Annotated in this window: 15 protein-coding genes; 5 read left to right on the top strand and 10 right to left on the bottom strand. The window is 72.9% G+C overall.

Features of this window, described 5'->3' with window-relative positions:
• Positions 1-81 precede the first annotated feature (81 nt).
• The 4 genes from ABZ386_RS06740 to ABZ386_RS06725 are packed head-to-tail and all read right to left on the bottom strand — an operon-like array spanning position 82 to position 3,758.
• Positions 82-1,050 (bottom strand): SCO2521 family protein, encoded by a 969-nt coding sequence (locus ABZ386_RS06740; RefSeq protein ID WP_351336924.1) that lies wholly within the window; start codon positions 1,048-1,050, stop codon positions 82-84.
• A 2-nt stretch (positions 1,051-1,052) separates the two neighbouring features.
• Positions 1,053-2,018 (bottom strand): SCO2522 family protein, encoded by a 966-nt coding sequence (locus ABZ386_RS06735; RefSeq protein WP_351336927.1) that lies wholly within the window; start codon positions 2,016-2,018, stop codon positions 1,053-1,055.
• Complete coding sequence (locus ABZ386_RS06730; protein ID WP_358963950.1) at positions 2,015-2,932, bottom strand: SCO2523 family variant P-loop protein; 918 nt, start codon at positions 2,930-2,932, stop codon at positions 2,015-2,017. The genes ABZ386_RS06735 and ABZ386_RS06730 overlap by 4 nt, the downstream gene beginning before the upstream one ends.
• A 25-nt stretch (positions 2,933-2,957) precedes the next feature.
• A complete protein-coding gene (locus tag ABZ386_RS06725; RefSeq protein ID WP_355725773.1) occupies positions 2,958-3,758 on the bottom strand; it encodes an SCO2525 family SAM-dependent methyltransferase in 801 nt (266 codons plus the stop codon).
• A gap of 151 nt (positions 3,759-3,909) precedes the next feature.
• On the opposite strand from ABZ386_RS06725, the gene ABZ386_RS06720 reads away from it, so the two are divergent.
• Positions 3,910-4,506 (top strand): GNAT family N-acetyltransferase, encoded by a 597-nt coding sequence (locus ABZ386_RS06720; protein WP_358963948.1) that lies wholly within the window; start codon positions 3,910-3,912, stop codon positions 4,504-4,506.
• A 70-nt stretch (positions 4,507-4,576) separates the two neighbouring features.
• On the top strand, positions 4,577-5,338 hold the full coding sequence (locus ABZ386_RS06715; protein WP_358963946.1) for a hypothetical protein: 762 nt from the start codon (positions 4,577-4,579) through the stop codon (positions 5,336-5,338).
• 145 nt (positions 5,339-5,483) lie between these two features.
• Here the strand turns inward: ABZ386_RS06715 and ABZ386_RS06710 are convergent, their stop codons facing one another.
• A complete protein-coding gene (locus ABZ386_RS06710; protein WP_358963943.1) occupies positions 5,484-6,995 on the bottom strand; it encodes an MFS transporter in 1,512 nt (503 codons plus the stop codon).
• A gap of 227 nt (positions 6,996-7,222) precedes the next feature.
• On the opposite strand from ABZ386_RS06710, the gene proP reads away from it, so the two are divergent.
• The gene (proP, locus tag ABZ386_RS06705) at positions 7,223-8,719 is read left to right on the top strand and encodes a glycine betaine/L-proline transporter ProP (protein ID WP_351336943.1); all 1,497 of its coding nucleotides are present in this window, start codon (positions 7,223-7,225) and stop codon (positions 8,717-8,719) included.
• A gap of 173 nt (positions 8,720-8,892) precedes the next feature.
• Here the strand turns inward: proP and ABZ386_RS06700 are convergent, their stop codons facing one another.
• On the bottom strand, positions 8,893-9,549 hold the full coding sequence (locus ABZ386_RS06700) for a DUF5701 family protein (protein WP_358963940.1): 657 nt from the start codon (positions 9,547-9,549) through the stop codon (positions 8,893-8,895).
• Positions 9,550-9,811: 262 nt separating this feature from the next.
• Between ABZ386_RS06700 and ABZ386_RS06695 the strand changes: the two genes are divergently transcribed.
• Positions 9,812-10,762, top strand: coding sequence for an aminoglycoside phosphotransferase family protein (locus ABZ386_RS06695; RefSeq protein WP_351336947.1), 951 nt, complete (start codon positions 9,812-9,814; stop codon positions 10,760-10,762).
• A gap of 18 nt (positions 10,763-10,780) precedes the next feature.
• On the opposite strand, the gene ABZ386_RS06690 is transcribed toward ABZ386_RS06695, so the two are convergent.
• Positions 10,781-11,233 (bottom strand): Lrp/AsnC family transcriptional regulator, encoded by a 453-nt coding sequence (locus tag ABZ386_RS06690; protein WP_114250585.1) that lies wholly within the window; start codon positions 11,231-11,233, stop codon positions 10,781-10,783.
• Positions 11,234-11,344: 111 nt separating this feature from the next.
• Between ABZ386_RS06690 and ABZ386_RS06685 the strand changes: the two genes are divergently transcribed.
• Complete coding sequence (locus tag ABZ386_RS06685; protein ID WP_355720172.1) at positions 11,345-11,971, top strand: LysE family translocator; 627 nt, start codon at positions 11,345-11,347, stop codon at positions 11,969-11,971.
• Positions 11,972-12,050: 79 nt separating this feature from the next.
• Here ABZ386_RS06685 and ABZ386_RS06680 read toward each other — a convergent pair whose 3' ends face one another.
• Genes ABZ386_RS06680 through ABZ386_RS06670 form a run of 3 tightly spaced genes read right to left on the bottom strand, consistent with a single transcriptional unit; the run spans position 12,051 to position 15,749 of the window.
• A complete protein-coding gene (locus tag ABZ386_RS06680; protein WP_356500770.1) occupies positions 12,051-12,674 on the bottom strand; it encodes a sarcosine oxidase subunit gamma family protein in 624 nt (207 codons plus the stop codon).
• Positions 12,667-15,471 carry a 2Fe-2S iron-sulfur cluster-binding protein gene (locus ABZ386_RS06675; RefSeq protein WP_358963936.1) on the bottom strand — a complete coding sequence of 935 codons (2,805 nt, stop codon included), beginning with the start codon at positions 15,469-15,471 and terminating at the stop codon, positions 12,667-12,669. Before ABZ386_RS06675 ends, ABZ386_RS06680 begins: the two co-directional genes overlap by 8 nt.
• On the bottom strand, positions 15,468-15,749 hold the full coding sequence (locus ABZ386_RS06670; RefSeq protein ID WP_358963934.1) for a sarcosine oxidase subunit delta: 282 nt from the start codon (positions 15,747-15,749) through the stop codon (positions 15,468-15,470). The genes ABZ386_RS06675 and ABZ386_RS06670 overlap by 4 nt, the downstream gene beginning before the upstream one ends.
• Positions 15,750-15,752 lie beyond the last annotated feature (3 nt).

Genomic DNA, 15,752 nt, shown 5'->3' with positions numbered 1-15,752 from the left:
CGTGGTACTGGGTGTCGGTGCTCCTGGCGCTCCGTCCATGTCGTGCCCCTCCCCGTCGGGATCGTTCCTCGGCTGATCCGCTCAACGCGGGGTCAGCGCCTCACGCAGCAGTGGGATCGCCTGCACGGCGAGCTGGTCCCGGATGCGCTGGACCAGCGTCTGCCACTGCAGGCTGAATCCGGGGTGCTGTTCGAGCACCTCCCACAGGGAGGCGAGGGCCGGGTCCACCCGTGCCCCGGGCATCCACAGGTGCAACAGGTGGTCGACGGCCGGGCGCAGGGCGAGCACGGCGGCCGGGCCTTCCAGCGATCCGAGCCGGCTGCCGTCGAGCATCCGGACGACCGTGGTCAGGAGCCAGTCGTGGAGCGCCAGATCCTCGCAGAGGCCGACGACGGCGGACGGCCGTACGGTGCCCGGGACGCGCAGTTCGACGGTCCGCAGGTCCTCCTCGGCGAGCACGAAGCGCACCAGCGAGGGGGCCTCGCCCTCGGGTGCCCGCAGCGCCGCCCAGCGCAGCCGGGTGTGGCGTGAGGTGAAGGGGACCTTCTGGTCGAGCAGGGGGTGGCGGAGGATCCGGGTGAGCAGGCCGTCGGCGATCAGGCCGGGGTCCAGCTCGCCGTGCCGGGCGCCGGCCAGGGTCCCTTGGGCGACGGCCCTGGCAGGCAGCCTCCCGAGCGGCTCCACGACCCCGGGCCGCACGAGGTAGTGCCCCCACGGCTGCCGCTGGTCCGGTCCGGCGGCCGGGGCGCGGAAGGAGGCGGTGGTCTGCAGGACCCGGCCCTCGGTGAGCGCCGCGCGGGCGGCGACCGTGCCGACCACGCGGGTCTTCGCGCCGCTGGAGGTGGGCAGCCGGCAGTCGACGCCGGTGAGGAGGTCGGGCGAGAGGGCGTGGAGGTTCGGGCGTTCGGATGTGCGGACCCGTTCGTCGGGGCGCAGCCGCAGCAGGTGCGTCGCGGCCCGGATGTCCAGGGGCTGGAGGCAGGGCAGCAGGCAGGTGCGCACTTCACCGCAGGCCAGCACCGCGTCCGTCGTATCGGCCGGGGCCCTCATGGTCAGGGCCCCGCGTGGAAGACGTAGGAGACGCGGTCGGCGACGGCCTCGGGCACCGGGGCGCCTTCGCGGGCGGACCGCTCGGCGACCTGCCTGAGCGCGCCGGCGTCCACCTCGGTCTGGTCGAGGACGACCCGTACGGCGTGCTCGACCGGCAGGAAGCGGTGCGGCAGCACGGAGCAGGTGCGGTAGGCGCTGAAGGGGGCGGCGGAGGCGTTGAGCCGGAGCAGCGGCGGGAGTTCGTCCCAGTCGTCCGGCAGCCGCCCGGTGTCCCCGGGGCGCGGGGTGAGGACGGCCTCGCCCGCGTTCCGCAGCAGGCCGAGGCGGGCCAGCTGCCAGACCGCCGCGAGGAGGGGGCAGGACCAGAGCCGCCGTCCGTCCTCGCCGTCGCTCCACAGCTCGACGTCCAGGAAGACGGAGTGCCGGCGGGCCGAGGTCTCCCGGGGCGGGCGCCAGGTGCCGGCTCTGCGCATCGCCTGTGCCGTGCGGGGTGCGGGGGTCCGCTCGCCGTTGGCGAGCCAGCCCGTCTCGCTCACCGGCGGGCGCAGGCCGTGGCTGCCCGGCGGGGGTGACTCGACGAGTCGGGCGACCACGGACTCGGCGAGCGGGACCCTGTCCGCGACGGCGCACCCGGACTCCCTGGCCAGGTAGTCGATGACGAGTCCGGCCCGCCCGGCCTCCGCGACGAGGGCCGGTACGACGTCGGCGGGCGTGGAGAAGCGGGTGAAGTAGTCGTCGACGAGGAAGCAGGTGCTGATCCGCGGGCGTCTGCCGCCCGCCTGGGCGGCGGCGTCCGCGTGGACCGCGTCCACCCACGGCCGGACCCGTTCGAAGTGCCGGCGCAGCCGCTCGGGGCCGCCCTCGAAGTCCTCCATGTACAGGTGCCCGAGCTCCAGCGACAGATGGGACAGCGGCACGGACTGGGTCCGGGGCTCCGCGGTGGTCTCCTGGAATACGGCTTCCGTCACGGCAGCTCCCAGTACGTGTCGTCGGTCAGCCGCCGGGCGAGTTCCTCCAGTGCCTCGAGGGTGTCCTTGCCGGCGATCTGGAGGGAGAGCACGTCCTCCTCGGTGATCAGTTGCTCGCGCCACTGGAGGACGGGTTCCAGGGGGACGGTGCCGAGGACCCTGCTGTCCCCCACCCCCAGTTGCGTGGCGAGTCTGGTCAGTTGGTTGTCGCACCAGCGCATCCACGCGGCCTGGGCGGGCGGCACCTGGGACCACAGCACCGCCTCCAGGTCGGGGACGGCGGTGCGGACGAAGCGGACGGACGCGCCGAGTCTGTCCCGGTCGTGTCCCCGGTCCGCCCCGGCGTGCAGGATGCCGTGCCGGTCGAAGACCAGGCCGTGCACGGCGTTCACGTGCTGGCGGGTCCAGCGGTGGAAGACCAGCCAGCGGGTCTCGATGGCGCGCATGGTGTACCGGGCGGTGGCCTCCAGCACCATGTCCATCGCGTAGCTGCGTCCCGCGCTCAGGTCGACGATCACGAGGTCGAACTCGCTGTTCAGCCTGAGCAGGAGGTCGACGCACAGGTTGAGGTTCTCCTCGTCCGTGGCGAACTCGCCGCCGTGCACGTCCCCCGGTAACAGGACGAGCCGGCCGGAGCCGTGGGGCCTGCCGAGCAGCACCGGATGCTCGGTCCGCTGCCAGACGTCGAGCCGGAGCGGCTCGCCGCTGCCGCCCTCCAGGTAGGTGTGCAGGCCGCCTTCCGCCACGCCGTGAGCGGCTTCCGGCACGTCGAAGACGGCGGCCGAGGTCGCCGAGCCGAAGTCGAAGTCCACGTAGCACACGTCGTCACCGCGCAGCGCCCGCTGGTAGGCGAGGTTCGCGCTGGTGACGGAGCGGCCGGTGCCTCCCTTGTCGGAGGCGGCGATGACGAGCACGGGTCACACCTCCCGGGCGGGGGATTCAGGAGATACCCGGATCGCGGAATCCGCAAGCAACGATCATTCCGGTGTATCCCGCGCGCACTTCGTTCGGCCGGCCGACATGACGGGTCTCCAGCTTTCCCGACCATCCCGCCATGCAGTCGTAGACCTGTGATTCGCTCACGTCACAGGCGGGAAACCACTGTCCGCCCACCTCATAGCCCTTCGAATGTTCCATGAACGCGGCCGCGAAGGGCGCGCCGGGGGCGAGTGCGCGCAGGAAGCACTCCACTCCGTGCTGGAACTCCTCGTAGGAGGTGGAGAGGGATTCGGCGACGAAGAACATGGTCCCGAGGGACCAGCTCCCCTGCCGGTCGGTCAGATTGAAGAGATCGTTCTGCTCGACGCGCACCACCTGCCGGAATTTCTCCCTCCGTTCATGGGTGAGCGCGGCGTAGGCCCGGTCCCGGCTCAGGATGTCCCAGAACTGGTCCCAGGCCGGGTCGTAGCCGTCTCGCTGTTCCCTGAGATAACGGTAGTTGTTCCGGGAGCGGTCGAGCAGGGTGATCTGCTCGCACCAGGGCAGCATCGCGAGAGCCGGATACAGGTTCGCGCCGGCTCCCACGTCGATACCGCGGGCCGGGCGTTCAGGATTCCGGGAGAAATGATCGGCATTCCGGGAGAAGTGATCGGCGAAATGGTCACGGACTATCGATATGATCTCCGCGTCCACATCGGAAACGCTCCGGTAGTTGTGCTCGATGTAGGCCCGGGTGTCGAAATGGTCCCAGGGCGCGTCCGCGTTCCGTCGCGGGAGTTCTCCTGGTGATCTCGATTCCATGCCCCAAGGTATCAACGGGGTCGCGCCCTGGGGCCCCTCTTCGCGCCATCCACCGCGGCGGCGGTGGCAAGCGGGGCGCATTGCAGCAGCCGGGGGAAAAGCACCGTCCGTCCTCTTGAACGGCCCGGTCGCGCCACGCGATGCTGGGCGGATGCCAGCTCTGCCGGGAGATCGTCCTTCGCCGTCCGCCGAGTCGCCCCACTCCCCGGTGTCGCACGGTGACGCGCGGATCCGGACGGTCCGGGCCGAGGACCTGGCCCAGCTCGTACGCCTCGACAAGGAGGCCTTCCCGGCGAACCCGTACCGGCATCTGGTGCTCCGGCAGTTCATCGACGCGTACCGCGAGGGTCTGCTCGTCCTCGAAGGGCGTGCGGGCCTCGACGGATACGTCCTGGTGAGCAGAGCGGTGGACGGCTTCGGCTGGATCCTGAGCCTCGGGGTCGCGCGGGCCCGGCGCGGACGCGGGCTCGGCCGGCGGCTGATGACCGAGGCGCTGCACCGCTTGGGGACCGACGGTGCCGTCGAGGCCCGCCTGGCGGTCCACCCCGCCAACGAAGCGGCCCTGGGGCTGTACAAGTCGCTGGGTTTCGTCGCCGAGGGAGACGTGCGCAGGGACTACTACGGGCCGGGCGAGGACCGGCTGCTGCTCCGGCTGGACCTGGCGGGGCCGGGGAGTGGGCGGGCCCCCGGCTCGACGGACACGCGGGCCGCTGGCACACTCTCCCGGTCGGAGGGCCGCCGGCCCTGACGTGGTGCGGCGGGCTCTGTCCGCGGGGTTCGGCCGAGGGGGGTGTGACGCGGTGGGGTCGTCGACGCGCGTGTCGCAGCGGTCCGTCGCCTGGCCGCGGTCCGTCGCGTGGCTGCTGTTCGGTGTGCTGGCTGTCGTCGTCGGAGTGGTGTCGGCCTTCCAGGTGCGTGGCGCGCTGGAGCGGGAGCGGGAGTTCCGGGCCGCGCCGGCCTGCGCCTCGGTTCCGGTGCGGGCGTCGGGCTGCGTGTGGGAGCAGGGCTTCACCGTGCGGACCGCCGACCTGCACCGCAACGAGCGGCGCGAGTCGCCGGAGGCGGAGTTGGTGCCGCCGTCCGGTGAGCCGTGGCGGGTGACGTTCCGGGACACCGAGCCCGTCCTGTCCGAGATGGAGCCGGGCGAGAAGGTCGTCGGTCTGGTCTGGCACGGGGAGGTCGTCGAGGTCCGGGACGCCGAGGGGCGGCGGCAGCCGACCTCCTCCGGCCCCGTCGGCTGGCCCGAGGACCGGCTGGGCGGCGCGCTCTCCTGTGTCTCGTTCGGGCTGCCGGCCCTGGTGGGAGGGGCGTGGGCGCTCCTCGCCCGGGGCCGTCGGCGCCATGCGGCAGCCGCGACCGTGGTGCGGTGGCACGGCGTCGTCCTGGGCATCACGGCGATCCTGACGCTGTGGGCGCAGTCGGCCAACGACTGGCCGCTCTGGTCGATACCGGCGATCTGGGGGCCGCTCGCCCTGCTCGGCCTGGCGTCCGTGACGGCCTTCACCCTGGCCGCCCTCCGCGGCGAGCTGACGGACGACGCGCCCGCCGTCCCGCAGACGCCTCAGCCGCAGGCGGGCTGAGGGTCAAAGCCTGACGGGCGACGCGCCGCCCGTCCCGCGGACACCTCGGCCACAGGCCGGCTGAGGGCCAGGGCCTGCCGTCCGTCGTGCGACCGGAGGTCGGGCCGTGCCCGGCGCCGTGCGGCAGGCGGGATTCGCACACCCCCTATGTCTGCCGGGCGTGCACGGGGCTGTGGGCGACGTCGTCCGGGCACTTCGGGTGCGGTCGGTCCGTCCGTCGGTCGCGCCTCCAGTCGTACGTCGCGAGGGCCAGGGACGCCGCCATGCCGACGAGGCCGGCGCCCATCGCGGCGACGAGGGCGCCCCGGTAGTCGTCGGTCCCGCTCAGCACCAGGTAGAAGAGCCCGGGCAGCGCGGCGGTGCCCACGGCGGCGCCGAGCCGCTGGCCGGTCTGCAGGGCCCCGCCCGCCGCGCCGGCCATGCGCACGGGGACGTCCCGCAGGGTCATGGTGATGTTGGGGGAGATCACGCAGCCGCCGCCGAGGCCACCGAGGAACAGGGCCGGGGCGGCCAGCCAGGGCGCGATGCCGAGGGGCGCGAGGCGCAGCAGCAGCGCGGTGCCGCCGAGTCCGAGGATCACTCCCGTGAGCCCGCCCACGGTCAGCAGCCGGCCGAGCCGGTCCACCAGCCGGCCGGAGACCGCGGCCGCGCAGGCCGAGCCGACCGCGAAGGGGGTCACGGCGAGGGCGGACCGGAGCGGAGAGTAGCCGAGCCCCTGCTGGTAGAAGAGGGCGAAGACCAGCCAGACACCGCTGAAGCCGATGAAGTAGAGCGTGCCGACGCCGGCGCCGACGGCGTAGCCGCGCACGGTGGTGAACAGGCGCGGGTCGAGCAGCGGCTGGGTGTCCCGGGCGACGAGGCGGCGCTGCCACCGGATGAAGACGACGAGCAGGACGGCGCCGACGGGGAACAGCCACCACAGGCGGGTGAGGCCGCCGGCCTCGGCCTGCACCAGCGGGTACATGAGCGCGAGGACGCCGAGGCCGAGGAGCAGCACGCCCGGCAGGTCCACGTGCCCCCGGCCGGAGCGCCGGGTGCGGGGCAGCAGGCGGCGGCCCAGCAGCACGGCGAGGATGCCGATGGGGACGTTGATGTAGAAGATCCAGCGCCAGCCCTGGGGGCCGTCGGCCAGCGCGAGGATCAGACCGCCGGCGAGGGGGCCCACCGCGGAGGAGACGCCGACGGTGGCGCCGAAGAAACCGAAGGCGCGGCCGCGTTCGGCGCCGCGGAACATCTGCTGGATGAGCGCGGAGTTCTGCGGGGCCATGAAGCCGGCCGCCAGGCCCTGGGCGAGACGGGCCGCCACCAGCGAGGTGATGGTGGGTGCCGCTCCGCAGGCCGCGCTGAACAGCACGAAGCCGCTGAGGGCGAGCAGGAAGATGCGGCGCCGGTCCAGCGCGTCGCCGAGGCGGCCGGCGGTGACGAGGGCCAGGCCGAAAGTCAGGGCGTATCCGGACACCACCCACTGCACCTGCGCGGCGGAGGCGTGCAGTTCCCGCTGGACGGTGGGCAGGGCCACCGCCACGATCGACACGTCCAGCAGGCTCATGAAGCCGGCCACCAGGGTGACCCACAGGGCCCGCCAGCGGCGCGGGTCCGGCTCCTCGCCGCCCGTCCACGCGCCCTGGTCCCGCCCGCCCGGCGCTGATGCGGTCACATGGGCTCCTCTCATCAGCTCTCATCAGCCGCACTCGGGCGAACCAGGTTCCCCGGCCGGGGCACCGGCACACACCGGCCGGGCCGGACGGGACCCGGCTCTCACCCTGAGCACCCGTGCACTACGCACGGTAGTCGAGCGGACGCCGCGCGAAGGGGTTCGTTTGAGCGCGCGAGATCTGTGCAGGCGTTGTGCTTGGAAAGACGACCGGCGAAAGGAACGACGTAATGGCGGCGCCCGACAACGACGAGTCGGTGGACCCGGCGGCTGTGAGACGGCACCGCGTGCTGTTCCGGGCGATCGAGAAGCGACGCCACCCGAAGCTGCGCCGCAGCGACATCACCGTGACCGACGAGGCGGCGGTCAAGCGCGCCACCAAGGCCGCCGCCCTCGGCAACGCGATGGAGTGGTACGACTTCGGCATCTACAGCTATCTGGCCTCGACCATCGGGAAGGTCTTCTTCCCCTCGGGGAACGACACCGCCCAGTTGCTGAGTTCCTTCGCGACGTTCGCGGTGGCCTTCCTGGTCCGCCCCCTCGGCGGCATGGTCTTCGGGCCGCTCGGCGACAAGGTCGGCCGCAAGCGCATCCTCTCCCTCACCATGATCATGATGGCCGTGGGGACGTTCGCCATCGGGCTCATCCCCTCGCACGCCGTCATCGGCCTCTGGGCCCCGGCCCTGCTGATCTTCTTCCGGCTGGTGCAGGGCTTCTCGACCGGCGGGGAGTACGGCGGCGCCTCGACCTTCATCGCGGAGTACGCGCCCGACAAGCGGCGCGGTTTCTTCGGCTCCTTCCTGGAGCTGGGCACCCTCGCCGGGTACGTCGGGGCGTCCGGCCTCGTCGTCGTCCTGCAGAGCCTCCTCAGTGACGAGCAGATGCTGGCGTGGGGCTGGCGCGTCCCCTTCCTGATCGCGGCGCCGCTCGGCTTCATCGGCCTCTACCTGCGGCTGAAGCTGGACGAGACGCCCGCCTTCCAGAAGCTGGAGGGCGGCCAGGTGAAGGCGAGCGAGGCCGCGGAGGCCGTGGAGACCTCGGCCGCCGCCGACCTCGGCAAGATCTTCACGCGCTACTGGCGGCCGCTGCTGCTGTGCCTCGCGCTCGTCGCGGCGTACAACATCACCGACTACATGCTGCTCTCGTACATGCCGACGTACCTGTCCGACGAACTGGGCTACGGGACCAACCACGGGCTGCTGATCCTGCTCATCGTGATGGTCCTGCAGATGTGCCTGATCAACCAGGTCGGGCGGCTCTCGGACCGCTTCGGGCGCCGGCCGCTGCTGATGACGGGGATGCTGGGCTTTTTGTTCCTCTCCCTGCCGTCCTTCCTGCTCATCCGGCAGGGCAGTGTCGTCCTCATCGCCCTGGGGCTGCTGCTGATGGGGCTGTCGCTGGTGACGATGCTCGGCACGATGTCGGCGGCGCTCCCGGCGATCTTTCCGACGCATGTCCGCTACGGGTCCCTGTCGGTCGCCTACAACCTGGCCACCTCGGTCTTCGGCGGCACGACACCGCTGGTGATCACCGCCCTGATCAGCGCCTTCGACTCGACCCTCATGCCGGCCTACTACGCCACGGCCGCCGCGGCCGTCGGTGTGATCGCCGTGCTGTGCATGCGGGAGACCGCCAACAAGCCCCTGGCAGGCTCCCCGCCGTCCGTCGAGACGGAGGCGGAGGCGGCGGAACTCGTCCAGTCCCAGTCCCCACGCCCCAGGTTCTGAGCCCTCCTCCTCCCCGGAACCCCTCCGGCACCACACCGCGCTCGCGCTGGAAGGCGACGTCCCGGCGGATGTGCACGGCGACGCCCGGGCGGGCCGCGCCGCCGTGACCGAGGGCCGGCCGGTGCCGGCCCTCCGGTTCGAGCGGTGACGCGGCCCGCGTCGGCGCCCCGGTGTTACTTCCCGCGTCCCGTGGCGGAGGCGAAGCCCAGCCAGGTGTGCCGGTTGTTCCACCAGCACCAGCCGACCTTCGGGGCGTTGCGGCGCTCGACGCCGTCCCGCCCGGTGCCGTTGCTGATCCAGATCGCCGGGGTGCGGGCGTCCAGCGTGCCGTCGGCCTTGCGCAGCCGGGAGCCGATGGTCATGAAGCAGCGGTTGCGCTCCAGGGCCTCGGGCTGCTGGAGCACCCAGTGGATGCCTTCGGTGAGCACCAGCGGGGTGCGCTCCTCCTCGGTGAGGGCGGGCAGTGCCTCGTCCGGCGACCAGTTGCCCATGTAGTCGCCGCGGTCGACGCCGGTGACGAGGTAGAGCGGGGCGTCGGGCAGGTCGAGCCCGTACGGGGTGAACTCGTCGACGTCGGGCATGTCGACGACGACGAAGCCGGGTTTGCCGTCGCGGTGGAGCAGCGGTGCGAGGGCGGAGGCCGGGGCCCGGTCCGGGTGCACGACCAGCAGGGCGTCGCCGCCGTCGGTCTCGGCGGCGAACGTACGGATCTCCTCGGCGGACAGCCCGGCGATCTCGTGCACTCCCAGTTCGATCAGCCGCTCGGCCTGCGCGCTCAGGGCCGGGAGTGCGGGGAGTGCGGTGGAGGTGGCGGGCGAGGTGTCGGGCACGATGCTCCCTCGGGTCGACGGCGTGGGCGAACTCATGGGCAACGCGCCGGCCTGCCGGTACGTTCCCGCCCTGCCGTCTCCTCGTGTGCTTCGCCGCCCAGGCCGTGCCGCCCTCCGGCTCGAACAGCTTGTGCAGGTAGCGGACCGAAGGACGGCGTCCCGCAGTTCGAGGGTCTGCGCCGGGGGTGCACCGCGGCCGGAGCCGGGCGGCGCCGGTTTTAACCCGTCGCGCCGCCGGATCCGGCGTGACACCATCGCCGCCATGCAGGGGTTCATGACGCCGGATCAGTTGGCCGCCCGCTCGTCCCGCGCTTTCTCCGCGGCCGTCGCCGCCGGGCGTGATCTGGGGCTCGCGGTGACCGAGGCGCGGGTGCTCTACGACGTCTTCTCGGTCGTGGTGCACCTCGCTCCGTCGCCCGTGGTGGTGCGGGTGCCCACCGTCCTGCCGCCGTACGCCGATGCCGCCTACCAGTCGGCGCGGCAGCGGCTGGAGCTCGATGTGGTGGCGTGGCTGGCGGAACAGGGCCACCCGGTGATTCCGCCGAGTCCGCTGGTGCCGCGCGAGCCGGTGCGGCGCGACGGTTTCTCCATGACGTTCTGGCAGTTCGTCGAGCTGGACCAGAGCGTCGAACCGGACTACGTGCGCCAGGCCGGCCTGGTCGCCGATCTGCACGCCGCGCTGCGCGGGTACCCGGGCGAGCTGCCGTTCCTGTCGGCGGCCGAGCCGCGGTTCGTCACGGACGGGCTCGCCGCGCTCGAAGGGCGTCCGGACCTCCTGGACCCGGCCGACCTGGACCGCGCGCGGCGTGAGTGGGAGGTCCTGGAGCCCGTCGTCAGCTCGCGCGCCGGTTTCGAGGCGGCGTTCCCCGGGATCGAGTTCCAGCCGATCCACGGCGACTCCCCCGCGGCCAACATCGTCTCCGCCCCGCACGGCGACCTGTACTCCGACTTCGAGCTGACCACGCTCGGCCCGGTCGAGTGGGACCTGGCGGCTCTCGGCCCGGAGTGCGAGGCCGCGTACGACGCCGCCGCCGAGCGCCGGGGTCTGCGGCGGCTGGACGAGGGCGTGCTGCGGGTCGTCAACGCCGTGGGCATGTCCCGGGCGGTGGCGTGTCTCGCGCTGGCGCCGCAGTTGCCCCTGCTCGTGGACGCGTTGAAGCCGGCCGTGGAGCAGTGGCGGACGATGCCGTTCGCGGGCGGCCTCGGCGGCTGAGTACCGCTCAGGGGGCGCCTATTCGGGCAGCGGCCGGTCGTCCACGACGTGTTTCATCACGAGGGTGGAGGTCAGGCGCTGCACGCCGGGCAGCCGGGCGAGGCGCTGGTCGTAGAGCTGCTGGAAGGCGGCCAGGTCGGCGGTGGCGACGCGCAGGAGGTAGTCGGGCTCGCCGAACAGGCGCTGGGCCTGGAGCACATGGGGGACGGCGGCCACCGCCTCCTCGAACGCGGTGACGGTGTCGGCGTCCTCCCAGCGCAGGGTGACGAAGACGAGGGCTTCGAAGTCGAGGCCCACGGCGGCCGGGTCCACGACCGCCCGGTAGCCGCGGATCGCTCCCTCGCGTTCGAGGTCGCGCAGCCGGCGGTGGCAGGGCGAGACGCTCAGCTTCACGCGCGCGGCCAGCTCGGTCACGGTGAGCCGGCCGTCCAGCTGCAGCTCGGTAAGAATTTTCCGGTCCAGGGCGTCCATGGAGAAGATTCTGCCCCAGAACCCGCGATCAAGGGGGAAAGAAGAAAGCACCTTCGGGCAGATCCGGCCTAGCCTTCCTCTCGCGACAAGGCACGTGAGAGGGACCGGTCCATGGACACGACGACGCTGGCGGCATTCCTCGCGGTGGATCTCCTGCTGGTGTTCACCCCGGGAGCGGACTGGGCCTACGCGATCACCGCGGGCCTCAGGGACCGGTCGGTCGTTCCGGCGGTCGCCGGGCTGGTCGCCGGATACGCGGGGTACACGCTGCTCGCGGTCGGGGGCCTGGTGGTGGTCGTGGCGAGTTCGGGCACCCTGCTCACCGCGCTGACCCTGGCCGGGGCCGGCTATCTGGTGTGGCTCGGCTGGGGCGTGCTGAGGCGGCCGGCCGCTCTGACGGCATCGGCGGAGGGGGCCGGCCCCGCCGGCCCGTCCCCGGGGCGGATCATGCTCAAGGGTGTCGGCACCAGCGGGTTGAACCCGAAGGCGCTGCTGCTGTACTTCTCGCTGTTCCCGCAGTTCATCGACCCGGCGGGCGGCTGGCCGGTCGCCACGCAGACCGGCCTGCTCGGCTCGCTGCACATGACCGTCTGCGCCGTCGTCTACCTCGCCGTCGGCGTCCTGGCCCGCACGGTCCTGAGGACCAGGCCCGCCGCGGCCCGGACGGTCACCCGCGCCTCCGGCGCGCTGATGATCGTCATCGGCCTGTTCCTGCTGGCGGAACGCCTGACGGGCTGACGAACGCGGCGCCCTGCGATCCGCGTGCACCGGGCCCGAGGGCGGGCCTGCGGCGGAGGGCCACCGTCCGGCACCCCGGTCACGGCACCTCGGGCCCCCGGAACTCCCCCATCGCGTCGATGAGCCACCGCGCCAGGTAGTCGGCGAACGAGGAGCGCGGGAGGAGGCGGTACGTCGGCGCCTCGTCGACCTGCCAGAGCAGCACCGCCACGGGGCCCACGGTGGTCGACACCGCCCGCCCGGGGCCGAAGGCCCGGGGATGCAGGTCGAGCGGGCAGCCCTTCTCCAATACCTGACGGGACGACGGGCCGCTCAGCTCCAGCGTCGTGCGGTTGGCGGAGACGTCGACGGCCGAGCCCCGGCCCGGCCCGAGCGCCGTGCGCAACTCGGCGGTCAGGGCGGCCCCTTCGGCCCGGGAGAGGACCAGCCACTCGTCGGGGCCCAGCCAGACGACCGTGTGGGGCCCGGACGAGGTGGTGTCGCCGCACCGGCGAGGGAGCCGCGCCCCCAGCGTCCGCTCGATCCGGTCCGCCGCTTCGGAGCCGGGGCCGACACGCAGGTTCACCATGGTCGCGAAGGGCCGCTCCGCCAGCGTGACGCCCCGGGTGCCGGGGACGGCGGCGGCACGCATCCGCTCCTCCAGATGCTCCAGCGGGCTCCTGCGCAGGGCCACCGGGCCCGCCTCGATCGTCGGCTCAGCCATCGCGCTTGGTCCCTTCCGGGTCGTAGAGGACGCAGTCCGTCACCTCGACGGGCACGAGGTCCTCGCCCACCGGGGCGAGCAGGGTCTCGCCGATCCTGGCCCGCCCGTCGGCGACGAGCGCCAGGGCGAAGGGGCGGCCGAGGGCCGGGCTGCGGTAGCTGGAGGTGACGTGCCCGAGCATCGGCACGGGCACCGTCTCGAAGGAGACGTCCGGCGCGACGAGCTGGGTGCCCTCGGGCAGCCGGGTCGTGCGGTCGCTCGGCAGGAGACCGACCAGTTGCTTGCGGTCGGTGCGGGCGGTGTCGGCGCGGGAGAAGGACCGTTTCCCGATGAAGTCCTTCCGCGGGGAGACCACCCAGGACATGCCCGCGTCCTGCGGGGTGACCGTGCCGTCGGTGTCCTGGCCGACGATGATGTAGCCCTTCTCGGCGCGCAGGACGTGCATGGTCTCGGTGCCGTACGGGGTGATGCCGTACGGCCGCCCGATCGCGTACACCTCCTCCCACACCGCCAGGCCGTACCAGGCGGAGACGTTGATCTCGTAGGCGAGTTCGCCGGAGAAGGAGATCCGGCAGATGCGGGCGGGGACGCCGGAGGCCAGGGTGGTCTCGCGGAAGGCCATGAACGGGAAGGCCTCGTTGGAGAAGTCGACGTCGGGGGCGAGGTGGGCGACCACGTCGCGCGAGCGGGGGCCGACGACGGCGACGGTCGCCCACTGCTCGGTCACCGACGTGCAGGTCACGTCGAGTTCGGGCCACTCGGTCTGCAGCCACTCCTCCAGCCAGTCCAGGACGGCGGCGGCGTTGCCGGTCGTGGTGGTCATGAAGTAGCGGTCGTCGTCGAGGCGCAGGGTCACGCCGTCGTCGAAGATCATGCCGTCGGGCCTGCACATCACGCCGTAGCGGGCCGTGCCGGGCTTCAGCTTCTTGAAGGCGTTGGTGTAGATCCGGTCGAGGAACTCGCCCGCGTCCGCGCCCCGGAGCTCGATCTTGCCGAGGGTGGAGGCGTCCATGAACGCCACGCCCTCGCGGGCCGCCCGGCACTCGCGCGCGACGGCCGCGTCCATGTCCTCGCCGGGCCGGGGGTAGTACCGGGGGCGCTTCCACTGCCCGACGTCCTCGAACAGCGCCCCCTGCGCGACATGCCAGCTGTGGAGGGAGGTGGTCCGCTCGGGGTCGAACAGCTCGCCGCGTTCCCGCCCGGCCAGGGCGGCGAAGGCGACCGGGGTGTACGGCGCCCGGTAGGCCGTGGTGCCGATCTCCCCCGGTGCGCCGCCGAGGAGTTCGGCGATCACGCCGATCGCGTTGACGCCGGACGTCTTGCCCTGGTCGTTGGCCGTGCCGAGGGAGGTGTAGCGCTTGACGTGCTCGACGCCGCGCATACCGGCGCCGGTGGAGCGCCGTACGTCGGCGACGGTGACATCGCGCTGGAGGTCGACGAAGTGGGTGTCCCAGCCGTCGTCGGGGCCCGGCACCAGCCACAGGGCGCGGGTCGGACCGGCCGGCCGCGGGTCGGCGGGCGACGGCACGGGCACCGGGAACCCGGCCTGCGTGGCGGCCACCGCACCCGCGCGCGTCCCCTCCGCACGGCAGCGGTCGTGGTCGAACGTCCCGCGCGCCGCACCCACCACCTGCTGGTTCCGGACGCTCCCCTCGGGGACGAACGCGACCAGCTCCTCGTCCCAGCGCAGCCGCCCCTGGCGTTGGCTGTGCAGGTGCACGACGGGGCTCCAGCCGCCGGAGACGGCGAGCAGATCGCAGTCGAATCCGGCCTCGGGCCCGTCCTCGTCGAGGGGCCGGACGGTGACACCCGTGAGCCGGCGGTCCCCCGACGTGTCGACCACCGCGCTGCCCGTCAGCACGCGCACCCCGGTCGCCGCCGCGATCTCGGCGGCCCGCCGGGACAGTCCGGGGCGTGCGTCCACGACGGCGGCGACGGCGATCCCGGCGGCGTGCAGGGCGGCGACCGTGTCGTAGGCGCTGTCGTTGGTGGTGCTCACCACGGCCCGCGAACCGGGAGCCACGGCGTACCGGTCGAGGTACGTGCGCACGGCACCGGCGAGCATCACCCCGGGCCGGTCGTTGCCGGCGAAGACCAGCGGACGCTCGTGCGCGCCCGTCGCCAGGATCACCTGGCGGGCGCGGATGTGCCACAGGCGCTGCCGCGAGACGCCTTCGGGGGCGGCGGGTCCGAGGTGGTCGGTGCGCCGCTGGAGGGCGAGCACATAGTTGTCGTCGTACGACCCGAAGGCCGTGGTGCGGTGCAGTACGACGGTCTCGGGAGCGGCGTCGAGGACCGCGCGCGCCTCGGCGGCGCCGTCCCAGTCACCCGTTCCGGGCTGTTCGTCGACGAGGAGCACGCGGGCACCGGAGGCGGCGGCAGCGGCGGCGGCCGACAGCCCGGCCGGTCCGGCGCCGACGACGAGGACGTCCGTGTGGACGTACTTCTTGTCGTAGACGGCCGGGTCGGGGGCCGGGTCGAGCCGGCCCGTCCCGGAGAGCGTGGTGGCGGACAGGCCGTCGTAGAGCTCCACGGTCGTCGCCGGGAGCATGCTCTCCGAACAGGGGCCGTCGACGCGCAGCAGCGCGTTGGGCTCCTCGGCACCCGCGGCGACGATGCCGCGCGGGCGGCCCCGGTAGAGGGACGGGGCGACCTCGACGAGGCCGTTCGCCAGCATGGCCGAGGCGACGGTGTCGCCGGGGTGGCCGGTCAGTTCGCGTCCGTCGACGGTGAACCGCAGCACGGTGCCGCGGTCGATACGGCCACCCTGCCGGAGCCGGAAGTGCTGGTCGGTCATCGGTTCCCTCCGGGGCGGGGCTCGTCGAGCCGATAGGAGGCGAGCACCTCGTGGGTGGCGGTGTCGCGCAGGACGTTGAACCAGCGGCGGCAGCCGGTGCCGTGCATCCACCGTTCGGCGAAGGGGCCCTTGGGGTTGTCGCGGTAGAAGACGTACGCGGCCCACTGCTCGTCGGTGAGGTCCGCGGGGGCCTCCGGGTAGGGGACGTGGGCCTGTCCGCCGTAGTGGTACTCGGTCTCGTCCCGTGGACCGCACCACGGGCAGGTGATCAGCAGCACGAT

The sequence above is a fragment of the Streptomyces sp. NPDC006140 genome (assembly GCF_040628815.1).
Taxonomy (GTDB): domain Bacteria; phylum Actinomycetota; class Actinomycetes; order Streptomycetales; family Streptomycetaceae; genus Streptomyces.
Note: the sequence above shows the minus strand (reverse complement) of the source record. Positions and strands in the feature narration are given on the sequence as shown.

What these genes read in the sequence shown, in the direction of transcription:
- ABZ386_RS06740 (WP_351336924.1), bottom strand. Translation starts at nt 1,050, where the DNA reads ATGAGGGCCCCGGCCGATACGACGGACGCGGTGCTGGCCTGCGGTGAA.
- ABZ386_RS06725 (WP_355725773.1), bottom strand. Translation starts at nt 3,758, where the DNA reads ATGGAATCGAGATCACCAGGAGAACTCCCGCGACGGAACGCGGACGCG.
- ABZ386_RS06720 (WP_358963948.1), top strand. Translation starts at nt 3,910, where the DNA reads ATGCCAGCTCTGCCGGGAGATCGTCCTTCGCCGTCCGCCGAGTCGCCC.
- proP (WP_351336943.1), top strand. Translation starts at nt 7,223, where the DNA reads ATGGCGGCGCCCGACAACGACGAGTCGGTGGACCCGGCGGCTGTGAGA.
- ABZ386_RS06695 (WP_351336947.1), top strand. Translation starts at nt 9,812, where the DNA reads ATGCAGGGGTTCATGACGCCGGATCAGTTGGCCGCCCGCTCGTCCCGC.
- ABZ386_RS06690 (WP_114250585.1), bottom strand. Translation starts at nt 11,233, where the DNA reads ATGGACGCCCTGGACCGGAAAATTCTTACCGAGCTGCAGCTGGACGGC.
- ABZ386_RS06685 (WP_355720172.1), top strand. Translation starts at nt 11,345, where the DNA reads ATGGACACGACGACGCTGGCGGCATTCCTCGCGGTGGATCTCCTGCTG.
- ABZ386_RS06680 (WP_356500770.1), bottom strand. Translation starts at nt 12,674, where the DNA reads ATGGCTGAGCCGACGATCGAGGCGGGCCCGGTGGCCCTGCGCAGGAGC.
- ABZ386_RS06675 (WP_358963936.1), bottom strand. Translation starts at nt 15,471, where the DNA reads ATGACCGACCAGCACTTCCGGCTCCGGCAGGGTGGCCGTATCGACCGC.